At 70.5% G+C, this 15055-nt stretch carries 13 protein-coding genes; 8 read left to right on the top strand and 5 right to left on the bottom strand.

Translation table 11 applies throughout. From position 1 onward, the window contains the following. On the bottom strand, positions 1–976 hold a 976-nt coding region (locus tag PSH25_RS32645; protein WP_238662726.1), incomplete at its 3' end, for a hypothetical protein. 141 nt (positions 977–1117) lie between these two features. Here PSH25_RS32645 and PSH25_RS32640 point away from each other — a divergent pair. From PSH25_RS32640 to PSH25_RS32620, 4 genes are all read left to right on the top strand, one after another. Then, entirely contained in the window at positions 1118–1870 is a 753-nt protein-coding gene (locus tag PSH25_RS32640; RefSeq protein ID WP_238662725.1) for a TIGR03089 family protein, read from the top strand. 159 nt (positions 1871–2029) lie between these two features. After that, on the top strand, positions 2030–2983 hold the full coding sequence (locus PSH25_RS32635) for a zinc metalloprotease (RefSeq protein WP_238662724.1): 954 nt from the start codon (positions 2030–2032) through the stop codon (positions 2981–2983). A 345-nt stretch (positions 2984–3328) separates the two neighbouring features. Further along, positions 3329–8260 carry a carbohydrate-binding protein gene (locus tag PSH25_RS34090; RefSeq protein ID WP_308193773.1) on the top strand — a complete coding sequence of 1644 codons (4932 nt, stop codon included), beginning with the start codon at positions 3329–3331 and terminating at the stop codon, positions 8258–8260. 292 nt (positions 8261–8552) lie between these two features. Further along, positions 8553–9248 carry a hypothetical protein gene (locus PSH25_RS32620; protein WP_238662723.1) on the top strand — a complete coding sequence of 232 codons (696 nt, stop codon included), beginning with the start codon at positions 8553–8555 and terminating at the stop codon, positions 9246–9248. A 109-nt stretch (positions 9249–9357) separates the two neighbouring features. Here PSH25_RS32620 and PSH25_RS32615 read toward each other — a convergent pair whose 3' ends face one another. After that, the gene (locus tag PSH25_RS32615; protein WP_238662722.1) at positions 9358–9729 is read right to left on the bottom strand and encodes a DUF4267 domain-containing protein; all 372 of its coding nucleotides are present in this window, start codon (positions 9727–9729) and stop codon (positions 9358–9360) included. An 88-nt stretch (positions 9730–9817) separates the two neighbouring features. Here PSH25_RS32615 and PSH25_RS32610 point away from each other — a divergent pair, with 88 nt between their 5' ends. Then, entirely contained in the window at positions 9818–10390 is a 573-nt protein-coding gene (locus PSH25_RS32610) for a TetR/AcrR family transcriptional regulator (protein WP_238662721.1), read from the top strand. Between the two features lie 19 nt (positions 10391–10409). Here the strand turns inward: PSH25_RS32610 and PSH25_RS32605 are convergent, their stop codons facing one another. Next, complete coding sequence (locus PSH25_RS32605; protein ID WP_238662720.1) at positions 10410–10676, bottom strand: hypothetical protein; 267 nt, start codon at positions 10674–10676, stop codon at positions 10410–10412. Positions 10677–11153: 477 nt separating this feature from the next. Here PSH25_RS32605 and PSH25_RS32600 point away from each other — a divergent pair, with 477 nt between their 5' ends. Further along, on the top strand, positions 11154–11381 hold the full coding sequence (locus tag PSH25_RS32600) for a winged helix-turn-helix domain-containing protein (RefSeq protein ID WP_238662719.1): 228 nt from the start codon (positions 11154–11156) through the stop codon (positions 11379–11381). Positions 11382–11684: 303 nt separating this feature from the next. On the opposite strand, the gene PSH25_RS32595 is transcribed toward PSH25_RS32600, so the two are convergent. Further along, complete coding sequence (locus tag PSH25_RS32595; protein WP_124854244.1) at positions 11685–13364, bottom strand: DNA repair helicase XPB; 1680 nt, start codon at positions 13362–13364, stop codon at positions 11685–11687. A gap of 172 nt (positions 13365–13536) precedes the next feature. Here PSH25_RS32595 and PSH25_RS32590 point away from each other — a divergent pair, with 172 nt between their 5' ends. Beyond that, on the top strand, positions 13537–14418 hold the full coding sequence (locus PSH25_RS32590; RefSeq protein WP_238662718.1) for a L,D-transpeptidase family protein: 882 nt from the start codon (positions 13537–13539) through the stop codon (positions 14416–14418). A 97-nt stretch (positions 14419–14515) separates the two neighbouring features. Beyond that, complete coding sequence (locus PSH25_RS32585; protein WP_238662717.1) at positions 14516–14752, top strand: hypothetical protein; 237 nt, start codon at positions 14516–14518, stop codon at positions 14750–14752. A gap of 29 nt (positions 14753–14781) precedes the next feature. Here the strand turns inward: PSH25_RS32585 and PSH25_RS32580 are convergent. Then, positions 14782–15055: WYL domain-containing protein (locus tag PSH25_RS32580; protein WP_238662716.1), on the bottom strand; the 274-nt coding region annotated here is incomplete at its 5' end.

Genomic DNA, 15055 nt, shown 5'->3' with positions numbered 1-15055 from the left:
CGTCGCCGGCCAGGGCGGCCGCCGGGCTCGCCGGGGAGTACGGCGGCACCAGGTACGCGAACGCCGCGGCGGTGACCAGGCCCGCCGAGCCGGCCGCGAGCACGTGCCGCTGCCCCCAACCGGCACCCGACGACCAGTACGCGACCAGGGCTCCGGCGGCAGCGGCCAGCGTCAGCGCGATCGTCACTCCCACCCAGCCGGGCGTCAGGTCGCCGCCGGTTCGGACGAGGACGACCAGCAGACCCACCCAGAGCGGATGGGGCACCCGACGGGCCCGGCGCGGGTGGGTGCGACGCCAGTGGGGCAGCACGGCGACCGCCACGAGGGCGAGGACCAGCACGGCGGCGAAGGCCAGTTGGAGCGGGCTGGCCAGGAAACCCTTCCGGCCGCTGCCGTCGGAGAAGATCAGCAGACTGCCGAGCAGGTAGGTCACGCCGACCACGGCGAGACCGGGCCGGCCCAGCCACGGCCCGAGACGCCGCTCCGACCCGAGGAACGACTCGACGAGCACGATCGGCGCGCAGATGGTCAGCACGATGTGGTTGCCCACGTAGTCGAAGGCCTGCCGGAGGCTGAATTCCAACCCCGGCACCAGCGACGCCTCGGCGGCGGCCCGGGTGTCGGCGTACTGCGTGTCGTCGAGGTAGTCGGGGTTGAACAGCGACTGGTCGACCAGCCCGGCCTGGAGTACGCCGAAGGCGGCGGCGAGCAGCACGATCGTCGGCCAGCCCGCGCCGAGGTGCCGGGCGGTTTCCCGGATGAGGATCGCCGCGCCGCCGTACATCGGGCCCAGGAAGATCAGCACCGGGAGGAAGTCGTCGATGGCGAAGCCACCCCACGAGCACTCGGCCGCCCACGGCGCGAGCAGCAGCAACGCGATCACCGGCAGGAGCCGTCGGCGCAGTGGCAGGCGGCCAGCGGCGACCGGGCGGTCAGCGGCGAGAGGGCGGTCAGCGGGGTCGGGTTCGGTCGGCATCGGCGCTCCTCGACGTCGTTTCGGGGGTCACCTGCACCGTGCGCGGGCCACCCGGTCACCCGATACGGCCATCGGCCGACGACCGGTGCGACCAAAGTCGTTGAGTAGGGTGGTGCCGACGTCGACCCGGGGAGCGTGGAGATGCGGCCAACCGTCACTGCCGACCTGGCGGCCCGGCCCGTCGAGGCCGAGCGTCCGCTGCTCAGCTACCGCGACGAGGCGACCGGCGAGCGCGTCGACCTGACCGCACAGCAGGTCGGCTCGTGGGCGGCGCGCAGCGCGAGCCTGCTGCGGGACGGCTGCCGGCTCGGCCCCGGCAGCCGCGTAGCGGTTCTGCTGCCGCCGCACTGGCGTACCGCAGCGGTGTTGTTGGGCGCCTGGGCCTCCGGCCTGGCGGTGTCGTTCCGACCGCGCGCCACCGCGGGCCTGGCGGTGCTCGAACCGGGCGGCGACCGGCCGTTCGACGCGGTCTTCGTGACGCCGGAGCGGCAGGACGACTGGCTGGAGGACGTGCCGGACGCGCCACACCGCTATCTCGTCGGCACCGGGCCGGGGCAACTGACCGACGTGCCGTTGGGTTGGTTGGACTGGTCCGCCGAGGTGCTTCGGCACGGCGACGGCGTGCCGGACCACACCGCCATCCACCCGTCGGACCCGGCCACCGCGGACGGCACCACCTACGGCCAGTGGGGTGCGCTCGCCCAGGAGTTCGCCACCATGCTGGACCTGCGCGCCGGCGACCGGCTGCTTGTCGACGCCGCCGAGACCGAGCAGCCGCTGAAGTGGTTGCTCGCGCCGCTCTCGGCCGGTGCGTCCGTGGTGATCAGCGCCAACCTCGACCCGGCGCGGCGGGACGCGGTCGTCGCCGCCGAACGGGTGACCCGGGTCCTCTGAACTCCGCCGGAGCGGCTCAAACAGCGCTTGCCGGCCCGGTTTCGTTACATCGGCGTCTGCCCTGCTCAGAGGGTCTTTCGTCGATGTCGTCGGCGTGTTCTCATACCGAACAGCGACGTCATCGACCCCGCACCGCCTCCCTCATCGAAAGGTGCACCGATGCGCAGAAGATCGACCTTCCGACTGGCGGTCCTCACCGCCACCGCCGCGACGTTCCTGGCGTCCGGCGGTGCCTCCGGGGCGCTGGCCACGGCCGCGCCCGCGACCGCCTCCCCGGGCGTCACCGCGTGTGAGCCGGGCGCCGACGCGCACAGCGCCGCCCGGGTAGCCGAGGGTGCCACCGCCCAGGAGCCGGAGCTGTACTCCACGAACGAAGCCAACGCCTACGGCGTGATCAAGGACGCGCCGCGCCTGCCGAACGGCAGCGTCACCGTGCCGACGGTCTTCCACATGATCTCCGACCATCCGCTCACCGCGGCCGAGACGACCCGGTGGAACACCCTGATCGCCGCGCAGATGACGGTGCTCAACGACTCGTTCGCGGGCCGCACGGCGGGAGACGCCGCCAACACTCCGTTCCGGTTCTCGCTCGTCGACACGACGTGGACGGTGAACAGCGCCTGGTACACGGTCGTGCCGGGCAAGAACGAGCGGGACATGAAGAAGGCGCTGTACACCGGCGACTCGAAGACCCTGAACGTGTACGCGGCCAACATCGGCGACGGGCTGCTCGGCTGGGCGTACTTCCCGAAGGGCTACAACAACGGGCGCGACTACGTCGACGGCGTGGTGATGCTCGACGAGTCGATGCCGGGCGGCACGGCCGGCAAGTACGCCCTGGGTGACACGCTGACGCACGAGGTCGGGCACTGGCTGATGCTGGAGCACACCTTCGCGCACGGCTGCTCCGCGTCCGGCGACTTCGTCGCGGACACCCCGCGCGAGGCGGCCCCGCAGTTCAACTGCCCGGTGGGTGCGGACTCCTGCACCGCGCCCGGGCTGGACCCGATCCACAACTTCATGGACTACACGCAGGACTCCTGCATGAACATGTTCACTCCGGGGCAGGCGGACCGGATGAGCGACGCCTGGGTGGCGTTCCGCGCCGGATAGCCCTCCGCTGAACGTCGGGGCCGGCGAGTCGCTCAAGGCGACTCGCCGGCCCCTTGTCATGCCGTTGATCAACTAACTGTTCATCCGTACAGCGTCCGGCTCTCATCCGGTTTGGCTGGCGAGTTCGCACAGAGCCGGCAGGGTCATCCAACGGCCGCGCCCGCCGGCGTGCCACAGCACGTGTGGACCGGAGCGCTGGCATGCCCTCAACCGCTCGTCGGCCCTGCGGTGTCGTGGCGAGTTTCTTCGTGCGTCGGTGGCGTTCACCTTTCACTAAGGAGCAACCTCGCCATGACGCACGCACCACGTGCGCGTAGGAAGCGAACACGCGGACTCCTGTCCGCGGTGGCGCTCGTCCTCATCGCCGGACCGGCGACCGCCTTCGGCCCCAGCCTGGCCGGCGCGCAGACGGTCCCGACCAGCGGTAACACGCCGCTGATCAACCTGGCCGACGGGCAGAACCTCGAAGGTAAGGTCCCCGTCGTCGTCGAGCCGGTCACCGAGAACGACTCGGTGACCACCCTCGCGGTCGACGGCGACAAGGTCGGCGCCGACAAGACCGCCGGCACCGCCCACTTCGCCTTCGAGATGGGTGGCAACGGCACCGAGGCCCGCTACCGCAACTACGTCACCGTCAACGCCCACACCGCCGAGGCGGACCGGGTCTACCTCCCGGACCTCGCCGGTGGGCAGGTCGGCACCCTCGACTTCCCGGGCGACTGGCTGCGCCCCGGGGCCAACACCATCACCGTCCACGCCGGAGCGAACTGGGTCGACACGACCACCAAGACCGCCGTCGGCTACGAGGAGCTGCCCAACGGTGAGGGGGGCCGCTGCCCCAACTACGACGACTACGCGCTGAGCAGCATCAGCCTCAGCCTGCTCGGTGTGGTCGCCGACGGTGAGCAGAACCTGTTCAGCTACAGCTTCGGAGACGGCACCTGCGGCAGCTCGGCGAAGCTGCTCAACCAGGACCTGACGTTCGTCGTCTCCGGTGAGCCGGGCAGCACGTCCGGCCTGCGCACCGACCTCGACACCACCAAGCTCGCCAACGGTACGCACACCGTCAGCGCGACCACCCAGTCGGGCGCGAAGACGTCCGTGACGGTGGACGTCAACAACGCTCCGGCCGGCGCGGCGGTGGTTACCCCCGGTGACGGTGCCCGCGTACGGGGAACCCGACCGGTGATCGCCGCGCTGCCCAGTGGCGGCCAGGACCACGTCGAGTCGCTGGCCATCGACGACAAGCCCGCCGAGAACGCGGAGGCGCTGGCCGCCGGCACCGCCACCCTCGGCCTCGCGGTCGCGGCCGGCAACTCGATCGAGGCGCGCTACCACAACTACGCGCTGGTCAACGGCCACCGGGTCGACCTCGGCGGTGACTACGGCGCGACCGGCGCGGAGGACGTCAGGCTGGCGTTCCCCACCCGGTTCCTGCACCTCGGCGACAACGTCGTCGAGATCCGGACCGGCGACTACAACGGCACCCTCAACGGGGCGACCTGCGCCAACCACGACGACTTCACACTCACCAGGGCGGCGACGAGCCTCACCCTGAGCACGGCGGGCACGGTGACCGCCGGCACCACGTACCTCGTCACCACCAGCGGCACGACCGTGACGAAGGCGGAGACGACCGCCGCCACGCTGCCGCTGGGCGACGGCACCTGCGCCGCCAACTCCGACGCCGAACTCCACTTCACCATCTCGGACGCCCCGACGACGCGGACGGTCGACACCCTCGGCAGCGGGGGCGACGCGCACCTGAAGGTGTTCGTCGGCGGCAACGGCAGCGACAACGGGTACGACAACAAGGTGCTTGTCAACGGCATCCCGGTGGAGATCGGCATGTGGGAGAAGGAGGTCGCCGACCTCGCCTTCCCGAACGAGTGGCTGGTGCCGGGCGTCAACGCCGTGGAGTTCGTCGCCGGCAACGACCACGGCAGCGCCAAGCCGGGCGGCTGCGACAACTTCGACGACTTCACCCTGCGGGACTTCCAACTGCTGCCGACCGGCGCGAAGGCGACCCAGCTGACCCGGTCGACCGCGCAGACGACTGTCACCATCGGCTCGGCGAGCTACCCCGCCGGCTCCCAGGTGACCACGTACGTCGGTGACGGCACCTGCGGCAGCAGCTACAACGCGGTGCTGAACAAGACGGTCCTGTTCGACGTCACGGCGGCGGACGGCTCGGCGCTGCCGGCGCTGGGCAAGCGCGCCGACGTGGACACGACGTCGATCGCGGACGGCGCCCACACCATCAAGGCGGTCGTCGGGGACAAGACCTCGACGCGGCGCTTCACCACCGACAACACCGCCCCGGAGATCGAGAACAGCGTCCCGGCGGCCGGGCAGCGGCTCACCTCGACCGTGGCGCTCAACGTCAAGATCAAGGACGCCACCGGGGTGGCCGGTACGCCGGTCATCACGCTGGACGGCACGGCCGTCAAGCAGGGCGACCAGATCGGCCACGGCCTGCCGGCCGGAGAGCACACCATCGCGGTCACGGCGACCGACGCGCTCGGCAACACCGCCACCCGAGAGGTGCGGTTCAGCAGCGCCAGCATCCCCGACGTCCCGACCGAGCTGAACTCGACAGTCAAGAACACCGACCCGCTCTCGGCCGAGCTGTCCGCGCGAATCCCCGGTGCCGAGGGGGTCGGGCTGACCGCCGCCTTCACCAAGGCGGACGTGGTCCTGCCGACCGGCGGCTACCAGGGTGAGGCGGCCGACGTGCCGACCACGCTCGACGTCCAGCACGACCGGAACGTGGACGTCGCCTCGCTGCGTCCGCTCGACGGCGCGACGGTCAACACCCCGTCCAGCCGTGGGGTGATCTTCCAGCGCTACGACCTGCCGCTCGGGGCGACCAAGCAGGTGCCGACCCTGCGCTGGTCGGGCACGATCGACCCGGCCCGGATCGTGGCGCTGCGGGCGTGGAACCCGGCCACCGACACCTGGGTCGTGCTGACCAGTTCGCGTGGCCAGGTCGGGCGCGAGACGGTGCTGACCGCGCCGGTGGAGGCCGGTTACCGCGACGGTGGTGTGGTGCACGTGCTGGTCACCGGCGAGGACCCGTTCGCCGACGACCTGTCCCCGCACGACTCGACGGCGCAGAACGACAAGGACCGCTTCGAGGACCCGGCCTCGTACGACTTCTCGCTGGCGCACTTCACCGACACCCAGTACGTCACCGAGGGTGCGGCGGGCGGCACCTACGACGACTTCGACGGCAAGGCCGAGCCCTCGGACGTCGAGACGGTCGAGGAGCAGGCGATCTGGTCGGCCGCGTACCGCGACCAGATGCAGTGGATCGCCGACAACGCGGCCAGCCGCAAGATCGCGTACGCCGCGCACACCGGCGACGTCATCGAGAACGACTACTACGACCCGCTGGCCACCAACCCGGACGGTTCGCTGAAGCGGCCCGGTCTGCACGAGCAGGTCGAGAAGGAACTCGCCGCCGCCTCCGGCTTCCAGAAGATCCTCGACGACAACGGCGTCGTCAACCAGGTCATCGCGGGTAACCACGACGACCAGTTGGGTGCCGAGACCGGTCCCACGTCCCGGTTCAGCCGGACGTTCAGCGCCGACCGGTACTACGGGACGGCGAAGTCCTGGCCGAAGGGCACCGAGTACCACGCGTGGGACGAGGTGACCAAGGCCGACGGTACCGTCACGCCGGGCAGGGACAACCAGAACAACTACCTGCTCTTCTCCGCCGGTGGTCTGGACTTCGTCGCGGTCGGCCTGTCGTACGGCGTCACGCCGGCCGAGGCCAAGTGGGCTGACTCGATCTTCAAGCGGTACAAGGACCGCAACGGGATCCTGCTCTCCCACGACTACCTGAAGCCCTCGGCCAACCCGGACGGGCGGGGTGCGGACTTCTCCGCACCGGACGGCTCGCCGCTCTTCAAGCAGGTCGTCGAGGTCAACCCGAACGTCTTCCTGGTCCTCGCCGGTCACGAGCACGGCGTCGGCACCAACCTGAAGTCGAAGATCGGCGTCACCGTCAGCCACGACGTCGTCGAGCTGCTCGCGGACTACCAGTTCTACACGGTCACCGCGGCCGAACTCTGGCCGAAGCAGGTTGCCGCCGACGGCACCGTCGACGTCAACGGCGACGGCACCCCGGACCACAAGGCCACCGACCGGTTGCAGTTCGGGGCGAGCTTCCTGCGCCTGCTCCAGTTCGACGTGGACCGGGCCGAGATGCACATCGACACGTACTCGCCGTTTCTGAAGAACTTCGGGGCGACCGAGTACGACATCCGCCAGGACGGCAGCCAGCCCAAGCCGCGGTACAACGGCTCGGAGGACAACCTGACCCTGCCGGTGGACCTCAGCACCCGCAAGACGTCGTTCAGCACCGACTCACTGGCCGCGTACCTGCCGTCCGGCACGATCGGCACCGACGAGGTGACCTCGAACGGTGTCGCCACCACGACCTGGGACAAGCTCCTGCCGGGCACCTCGTACGGCTGGATCGTCTCGGCGAAGAGCGCCGACGGCGGCGAGGCGGTGGCCCAGCCGGCCGTGTTCGCGACCGCCAAGCAGGTCCCGACGATGACCGTCACCGCCGCCCCGACCACCTGGGGCACCGCGGCGACGGTGACCGTGCGGGTAGCGGCCGGCAGCACACCGGTCACCGGCGCGGTGGAGTTGCGCGAGGGTACGACCGTTCGCGGCTCGGCCGCGGTCACCAACGGGGCCGCGACGTTCACCCTCCCGGTGGGCCTCGCGGGTGGTCAGCACACGCTGACCGCGTCGTACCAGGGCAGTGACCTGCTCACGCCGGTGCAGGCCACCGCCGTGCTGACGGTGAACCTGCCGGCGGAGTGGAGTTCGTCGACTGTCTACAACGACGGCGACAGGGTGACCTACCAGGGCCGGGTCTTCCGGGCCTCCTGGTACACGAAGAACCAGAAGCCGGGCGCCGACCCCAACGGCGCATGGCAGGAGATCGCCATGACCGAGGACGGTACGGCGATCTGGACCCCGTCGCGGGTCTTCAACTCGGGCGACTTCGCGATGTACGACGGCAAGAAGTGGCGGGCCCAGTGGTACACCCGCAACCAGACGCCGGGTGACCGCAACGGCTCCTGGGAGGAGATCGCCCCCACCCCGCCGGACAACAGCCCGGCGGCCTGGACCCTCACCAAGGTCTACAACGCCGGCGACCGGGTGTCCTTCAAGGGCCACGTGTACGAGGCGAAGTGGTGGACCCGCGGCCAGGAGCCGGGTGACAAGTCCGGCCCCTGGAAGTTGATCGGGTAGTCAGGTCCGCGATACGCCGGCCCGGGACCGCTTTCGGTCCCGGGCCGGTGTGCTCTCCGACCCGCGCCTTGATCGACTCGGCTTTCAGGAAGACGGGGTATCGACATACCTCGGACACCGCGACTTTCCAGGAACCCGAGTCGATCAAGGTCGCGGCTTCGTCACCCGTCCGGTGGAGGCCATCCGGTCCGCCGGTTCTCGCGTTCTGGCTGCTCCTACGCTTCGCCGAAGGCAGGTGGCAGGCGTGCGACGGCGGGGGATGATGGTGGTGTCGACGCGTACACGTCGGACTGTGGTTGCGGCGGTGGCCGGCGGCCTGTTCGCCCTCGGTGTGGTCGCGCCGGGTCCGGCGGCGGCGCCGCTGCCCCGCGCGGCCCAGGCCGACGGCCCCACCGCCCCCGACCCGCGCGAGCCGCGCCCACCGCTGCTCCCCGCCGACTTCCAGGGCACCGGCCGGTACGTCGTCCGTGACCTCGGCATCGACGTGCCGTTCAGCTGGCAGGGCCGGGACGGCAACAGTCAGATGACCGCCGGTGGCCCGGACCACCCGATCTGGTTCACGAACCTGATCTACGAGAACACGCTCTACACGCTCACCTACAAGTGGCCGAACATCCCGCTGTTCCCGCCCCGCGCGTGCAGCAAGATCCCGGGGTTCTTCAACCGGCAGATCTTCAACGACAAGCTGAAGACCGCCCGCTACGTGGGGCCGGAGATCCTGCAGGGTGACCAGGACCGGCACGTCGACCACTGGCGGGTCGGAGTCGTCGGCGGTTCCACCGTGCCGGGGGAGTTCTTCCGGTTCCCGCTCGCGCTCGGCGACATCTACGTCGACCAGCGCGATCCGAGTCGGTGGTGGCAGGTGTTGCAGTTCGGCCTGCAGAACCTCTTCGACCCGGAGCTGGACGAGTGGTTCACGATGGACACCTTCGACCACCGCCCCGGCCAGGTCACCCTCCCCGACCGCTGCCCACCCCCCACGTCCTGACCCCCCCACACACGACCCCGACTAGGCGCGTTGATCAAGAGGTTTGCGTCATCGATCGGCCCGACGGTGACGCAAACCTCTTGATCAACGTGTCCGGGGTGGGGTGGGGTTAGAGGGCGAACAGCAGGGCGGCGTCGAGGAGGACTACGACGGCGGTGGCGAAGTGGATGCCGAAGGCGACCGCCTTTGTTCCGCCGTTTCGCAGCACGATGACGGTGTCGCCCAGCGGGACGAGCGCGACGATCAGCATGAACCACGCGACCGCGTCGGCGGTGGTGAAGGCGATCAGGGCCAAGCCGAGCAAGCCGTAGCTGAGATCGCGTACGCCCTTGACCGTGAAATAGGCGGGATCTCCGTTCGGCCGGGCCGGCACGCCGTACCCGGCAGCCGACGCGGTGGGCACCAGCAGGAACCGCGCGCCGATGAAGGCGACGAAGAGGCTGAGCACAACGGCGAGCCCGTAGGCGACAACTGACAGCATGATCCGCTCCAATTCCTAGCAATGCTAGATGCAAGAGCGACGCTAGCAGAGCATCGACCGGATATCTAGCGGTGCTAGGATGGCGGACATGTCGACGCAGGGGCGCCGGGAGCGCGAGCGGGCGGAACGGGAACAGGCGATCGTCGCCGCGGCACGCGACCTGGCCCTAGCCGAAGGCTGGGACGCGGTTACCACTCGCCGGCTCGCCGCCGAGATCGAGTACAGCCAGCCCGTCCTCTACAGCCACTTCAAGGGCAAGGACGCCATCATGGCGGCCGTCGCCGTCGAGGGCTTCGCCGAGCTGGCCGACGCCCTGGCCGCGGCCCGGGCCTCGGCGGCCAGCCCTCGGCAGGCGGTCGCCGATGTCGCGGCGGCATACGTCGCGTTCGCCGAGCAGCGTCCCGCGCTCTACGACGCGATGTTCACCCTCGCCGTGGACCTGCCGTTCGCCACTCAGGACGTCCCGACGGACCTGGTCCGAGGCTTCGCCGAACTGGCCGAGACGGTGCGCCCGGTCGTCGGGGACAACGACCTGGAGACGGTCACCGAGACGTTCTGGAGCGGTCTGCACGGGCTTGTCACGCTGATGCGCAGCGGCCGGCTCCGCCGCCCCGGCCACGACCGCCGGCTGGCGGTGCTGGTGGACCGCTTCTCCCGGTGAGCGTTGCCACGCGCTGACTTCACCGACCGCTGGGCCTGGGCGTGCGTCGGGCGCAGGGCGACAGGTGGTCGGTGGGCAGAGCGCACCGCCCGCCGCCGGGCAGTGGCCGATCGCAGAAGACCCAATGTCGTACGCCCTGCTGGTCCTCCGCCGAGACGGTCACCCCGCCCGGCTCGACCCGCGCGCTGAGCCGGACCAACACCCGAGCGGCGGTACGCGCGAAGATCCGGGCGCGCAGCAGGTCGGGCGCGGTGATCGGCAGGTGGATCACCCAACGGTCGCTCATCGGTGGCGGCACCGTTCGTGGCTCTGCCAGGACTGCGGCTGCTCTGCCCGCCTTCTCGTCGGAGGTGGCTCGTCGCGTCGGCTCGCCAGCCGACGGATCAGGTTGCGCACGGTGACTGCCCTTCGTCGGATGGGATCGACGTGGAGGGGCGGTCTCCGCCGGTTGCGGTCGGCGGAGACCGCCCGGCCCGCGGCCGTTCGGGGGTACGGCAGCAGGGCCGCGCCGGGGAGCGCGGCGGATGGAGTCTCGACGGGTCGGATCTCGGCGGCGATGCGAGGCCAGTACGAGAGGCGCCAACCGACCGCAGCAGCACCGCATCACCGAGAGCGACGCTACCGACACCTCTCACCTCTGTCAATGCTCTCCTACCTAGCAAATCTCGCTGCTGCGGTTGCTGCCGCTTTCCTTTCAGTTGTTGCCGCTCTTTCACCCGGTGCTCGATACTGGGCGGGCCAACCGACTGCAAGGGGCCCCCGCGTGCCGATTCCCCCGACGATGAACGAGTTGATCGATGATCTGCTGAGGCGGATCAAGGTGGGCGAGTTCCCGCCCGGGTCGCAGATACCGTCCACCCAGCAGCTGTCCGATCACTACGACGTGTCGGTGTCGACCATCCACCGAGCGGTGGCGAAGCTGCGGAAACAGGACGTGCTCGTCGGTCGTCCGGGGCGCGGGGTCTTCGTCGCGGAGTCCCGCAAGCGCTGACGCCAGGTGGCTGTCCGGAGCGCTGCACGAGGCGTGGCTGCCCGGCGTGCGTGCACGAAGGCGTGGCTGTCCGGAGCGCGCCGCACGAGGCCGCCCGTCCGGTGTTGCCCGTGGCCGCCGTCCACGCCGGACGGCTGATTCGTCTACGACATCGGCTCCATAGCGAGCGCGACAGACACCCCGTCCCCGCGCCGTGCCCGAACCCACCGCCCTGATCGACTCGGGTTTCAGGAAACCGGGGCATCAAAGCGCCCCGGACACCGCGACTTCCTGAAAATCGAGTCGATCAACGGCCGCGCGTCGTCAGTCGACCGTCGGGAGCTTCGGGCCGAGGACATCGTCGGCGTCGACGATCGTGTACGCGTACCCCTGCTCGGCGAGGAAGCGCTGCCGGTGCGCCGCGTACTCCGTGTCGATCGTGTCCCGGGACACCACCGTGTAGAAGTGCGCCTGCCGGCCGTCGGCCTTCGGCCGGAGCACCCGACCCAGCCGCTGCGCCTCCTCCTGGCGTGACCCGAACGTCCCGGACACCTGGATCGCCACCGCCGCCTCGGGCAGGTCGATGGAGAAGTTGCCGACCTTGGAGATGACCAGGGTCCGCAGCGAACCGGACCGGAACGCGTCGAACAGCCGCTCCCGCTCCTTGTTGGTGGTCGAGCCCTGGATGATCGGCGCGTCGAGGTACTCGCCGAGCTGGTGCAGCTGGTCGATGTACGCGCCGATCACCAGCACCTGGTCGTCCGGGTGCCGGTCGACAAGCGCCTTGACCACCGGCAGCTTGGTGCGGGCGGTCGCGGCCATCCGGTAGCGCTCCTCGGCCTCCGCCGTCGCGTACGACATCCGCTCCGCGTCGGTCAGTGTCACCCGGACCTCGGTGCACTCGGCCGGGGCGATCCAGCCCTGCGACTCGATGTCCTTCCACGGCGCGTCGTACCGCTTCGGGCCGATCAGGCTGAACACGTCCCCCTCGCGGCCGTCCTCGCGTACCAGAGTCGCAGTGAGGCCCAGCCGGCGGCGGGCCTGGAGGTCCGCGGTGAACCGGAAGATCGGCGCGGGCAGCAGGTGCACCTCGTCGTAGACGACCAGACCCCAGTCGCGGGCCCCGAAGAGGTCCAGGTGGGTGAACGCGCCGCCGCGCCGCGAGGTGAGCACCTGGTACGTGGCGATGGTGACCGGGCGGATCTCCTTGCGCTCGCCGGAGTACTCGCCGATCTCCTCCTCGGTCAGCGACGTACGGGCGATCAGCTCCCGCTTCCACTGCCGGCCGGCGACCGTGTTGGTGACCAGGATCAGGGTGGTGGCCTTCGCCTCGGCCATCGCCGCCGCGCCGACCAGGGTCTTGCCGGCGCCGCAGGGCAGCACCACCACCCCCGACCCGCCGGCCCAGAACGCCTCGACCGCCTCCCGCTGGTACGAGCGCAGCGTCCACGGCTTGCGCCCGTCCTTGCCGGCCTCGGCCAGCTCGATCGGGTGCGCCTCACCGTCGACGTAACCGGCCAGGTCCTCCGCCGGCCAGCCCAGCTTGAGCAACGCCTGCTTGAGCCGGCCGCGCTCGGACGGGTGCACCCGGATGGTGTCGTCGTCGATCTTGTCGCCGAGCATCCCGGCGAGCTTCTTGCTCTTGGCCACCTCGATCAGCACCAGCCGGTCCAGTGCGCGCAGCACCAGCCCGTACGCCGGGTCGTTGGCGAGCTGCAGCCGGCCGTACCGGTCCATCGTCTCGGCCACGTCCACCAGCAGCGCGTGCGGCACCGGGTAGCGGGAGTACTTGAGCAGCGAGTCCACGACGCCCTCGGCGTCGTGCCCCGCCGCGCGGGCGTTCCACAGACCCAGCGGGGTCAGGCGGTAGGTGTGCACGTGCTCCGGCGAGCGTTCCAGCTCCGCGAACGGCGCGATCGCCATCCGGCAGGCCTGCGCGTCGGGGTGGTCGATCTCCAGCAGCAGGGTCTTGTCCGACTGCACGATCAGTGGTCCACCGCTCACGCCAGCGTCCTCTCCTCGGTTGGCCGTCCGGCCGGAACGGGTGGCATACCCGCCGCTGGCCGACCATCCAGTGTTGCACGATGCGGGACGGCGGAAGAAAGTTGCTCACCAGCCGCAACCGTGACGGCACTCACGAACGTCTAGTAAAGGGACGACTGTCTGGGGAGGGCACATGAAGCATGTCCGGATCACTTCCCGGCTGGTAGCCCTTGTGGTGGTCGTGCTGGTCGGCGCGGGTGCGTGCGCGTTCGATCCGCAGTCCGGCGGGAGTGGTGGCGGGGGAGCCGCCCCGGTCGGCGCGGCGGAACAGGCAACGGGGGCGAGCGACACGCCCGGGCCGGACCAGCACGGCCGGCCCACGCCGGCAGCGCCCACCCCGAAACCCTCCCGGAAACCCACGCCGAAGCCGACCCGCACGGCAGCACCCACGACGACCCCCAGCACCGGTACGCCGACGGTCGCCGGCTGCCCCCAGGGCCAGCACCAGCGCGCGGTGGAGACCTACCTGGCCCGGTTGGGCGGGTTCGGGACGGTGAGCGTGGACGGTCGGCAGTCCGCCGCCGACTGCGCCGCGATCAAGAAGTTCCAGAAGAGGTACGGCATTCGCCCCGTCGAGGGTCGCGCCGGACCGACCACCCTCGACGTGGCCCAGCGCCTCGCCACCACCGACACGACCCGCTGCAAGGCCGGCACGGGCACCACGTTCTGCGTGGACCTGACCCGGCAGACCGTCTGGGCGCTCCGCGGCGGCAAGGTGATCATGGCGCCGACGGTGACCCGCACCGGCATGTCCGGCTACCGCACCCCGGCCGGCACGTACACCGTCAACTACCGCAACCCCAAGGAGTGGTCCGACCCGTACGAGGTGTGGCTGCCGTACTGGCAGCACTTCACCCAGGGGATGGGCTTCCACGAAACCACCACCTACCTGCACGAGAAGTCGATCGGCTCGCACGGGTGCGTCAACCTCCTGCACGCCGACGCCGTCCGGATGTGGGAGCTCGGCAAGGTTGGCACCCGGGTGGTGCTGATCGGCCGGCGCCCCGGCACCTGAGTGACACGCAGCGAATCGGGGTGGTGACCCCCTGTCCGGCCGGACTTTCGAGTGTCACCCTGGGAGTCCAGGGCCGGACCGGGCGGGGAGGCTGGGTATGACGGTCGACCGTGACGTGATCGCGGAGCACGAGCAAGCACCACCCGACGAGGTGTCCCGAGCGACCGTGATCGCGTACGTCGTCGCGGCCACGCTCCTCCTCGGGTGGTTCCTCTTCGGCTGGCTGGTGCTCCAGCAGGGCTTCGTCGACTCGGTCGGGGAGTCCGCCGGTGCCGGCTTCGCGCTGCTGCTGATCATCTCGGTGGTCGGGACCGTCCGCCGCAGCCGCCGCTGACCGACAGCGCCCAGCGGCGGCGCCGTCGGTCAGTCCGCCACCACCGCCGCGGTGATCCGGTGCAGCGCGAACGTGTGCAGCATCTCGGTCCGTTCGTCCTCGGCCCGCAGGTAGCCGGCACCGATCGAGACCGGCTTGAGCAGGCGCGACGCGGTCGCCCCGTGCGCGTCGACGTAACCCACCCAGACCAGCGCCTTGTCCCGGACGGCCTGTTGGAGCACCGCCAGGGCCTCGCTGTGGGTGTGTGCCGGCACCGGGCCGCCGCCCAGCCCCGGCGCACCGCCGCGCACCACCGCCGGTGCC

It is taken from the genome of Micromonospora foliorum, assembly GCF_022229015.1.
Classification (GTDB): domain Bacteria; phylum Actinomycetota; class Actinomycetes; order Mycobacteriales; family Micromonosporaceae; genus Micromonospora; species Micromonospora foliorum.
Note: the sequence above shows the minus strand (reverse complement) of the source record. Positions and strands in the feature narration are given on the sequence as shown.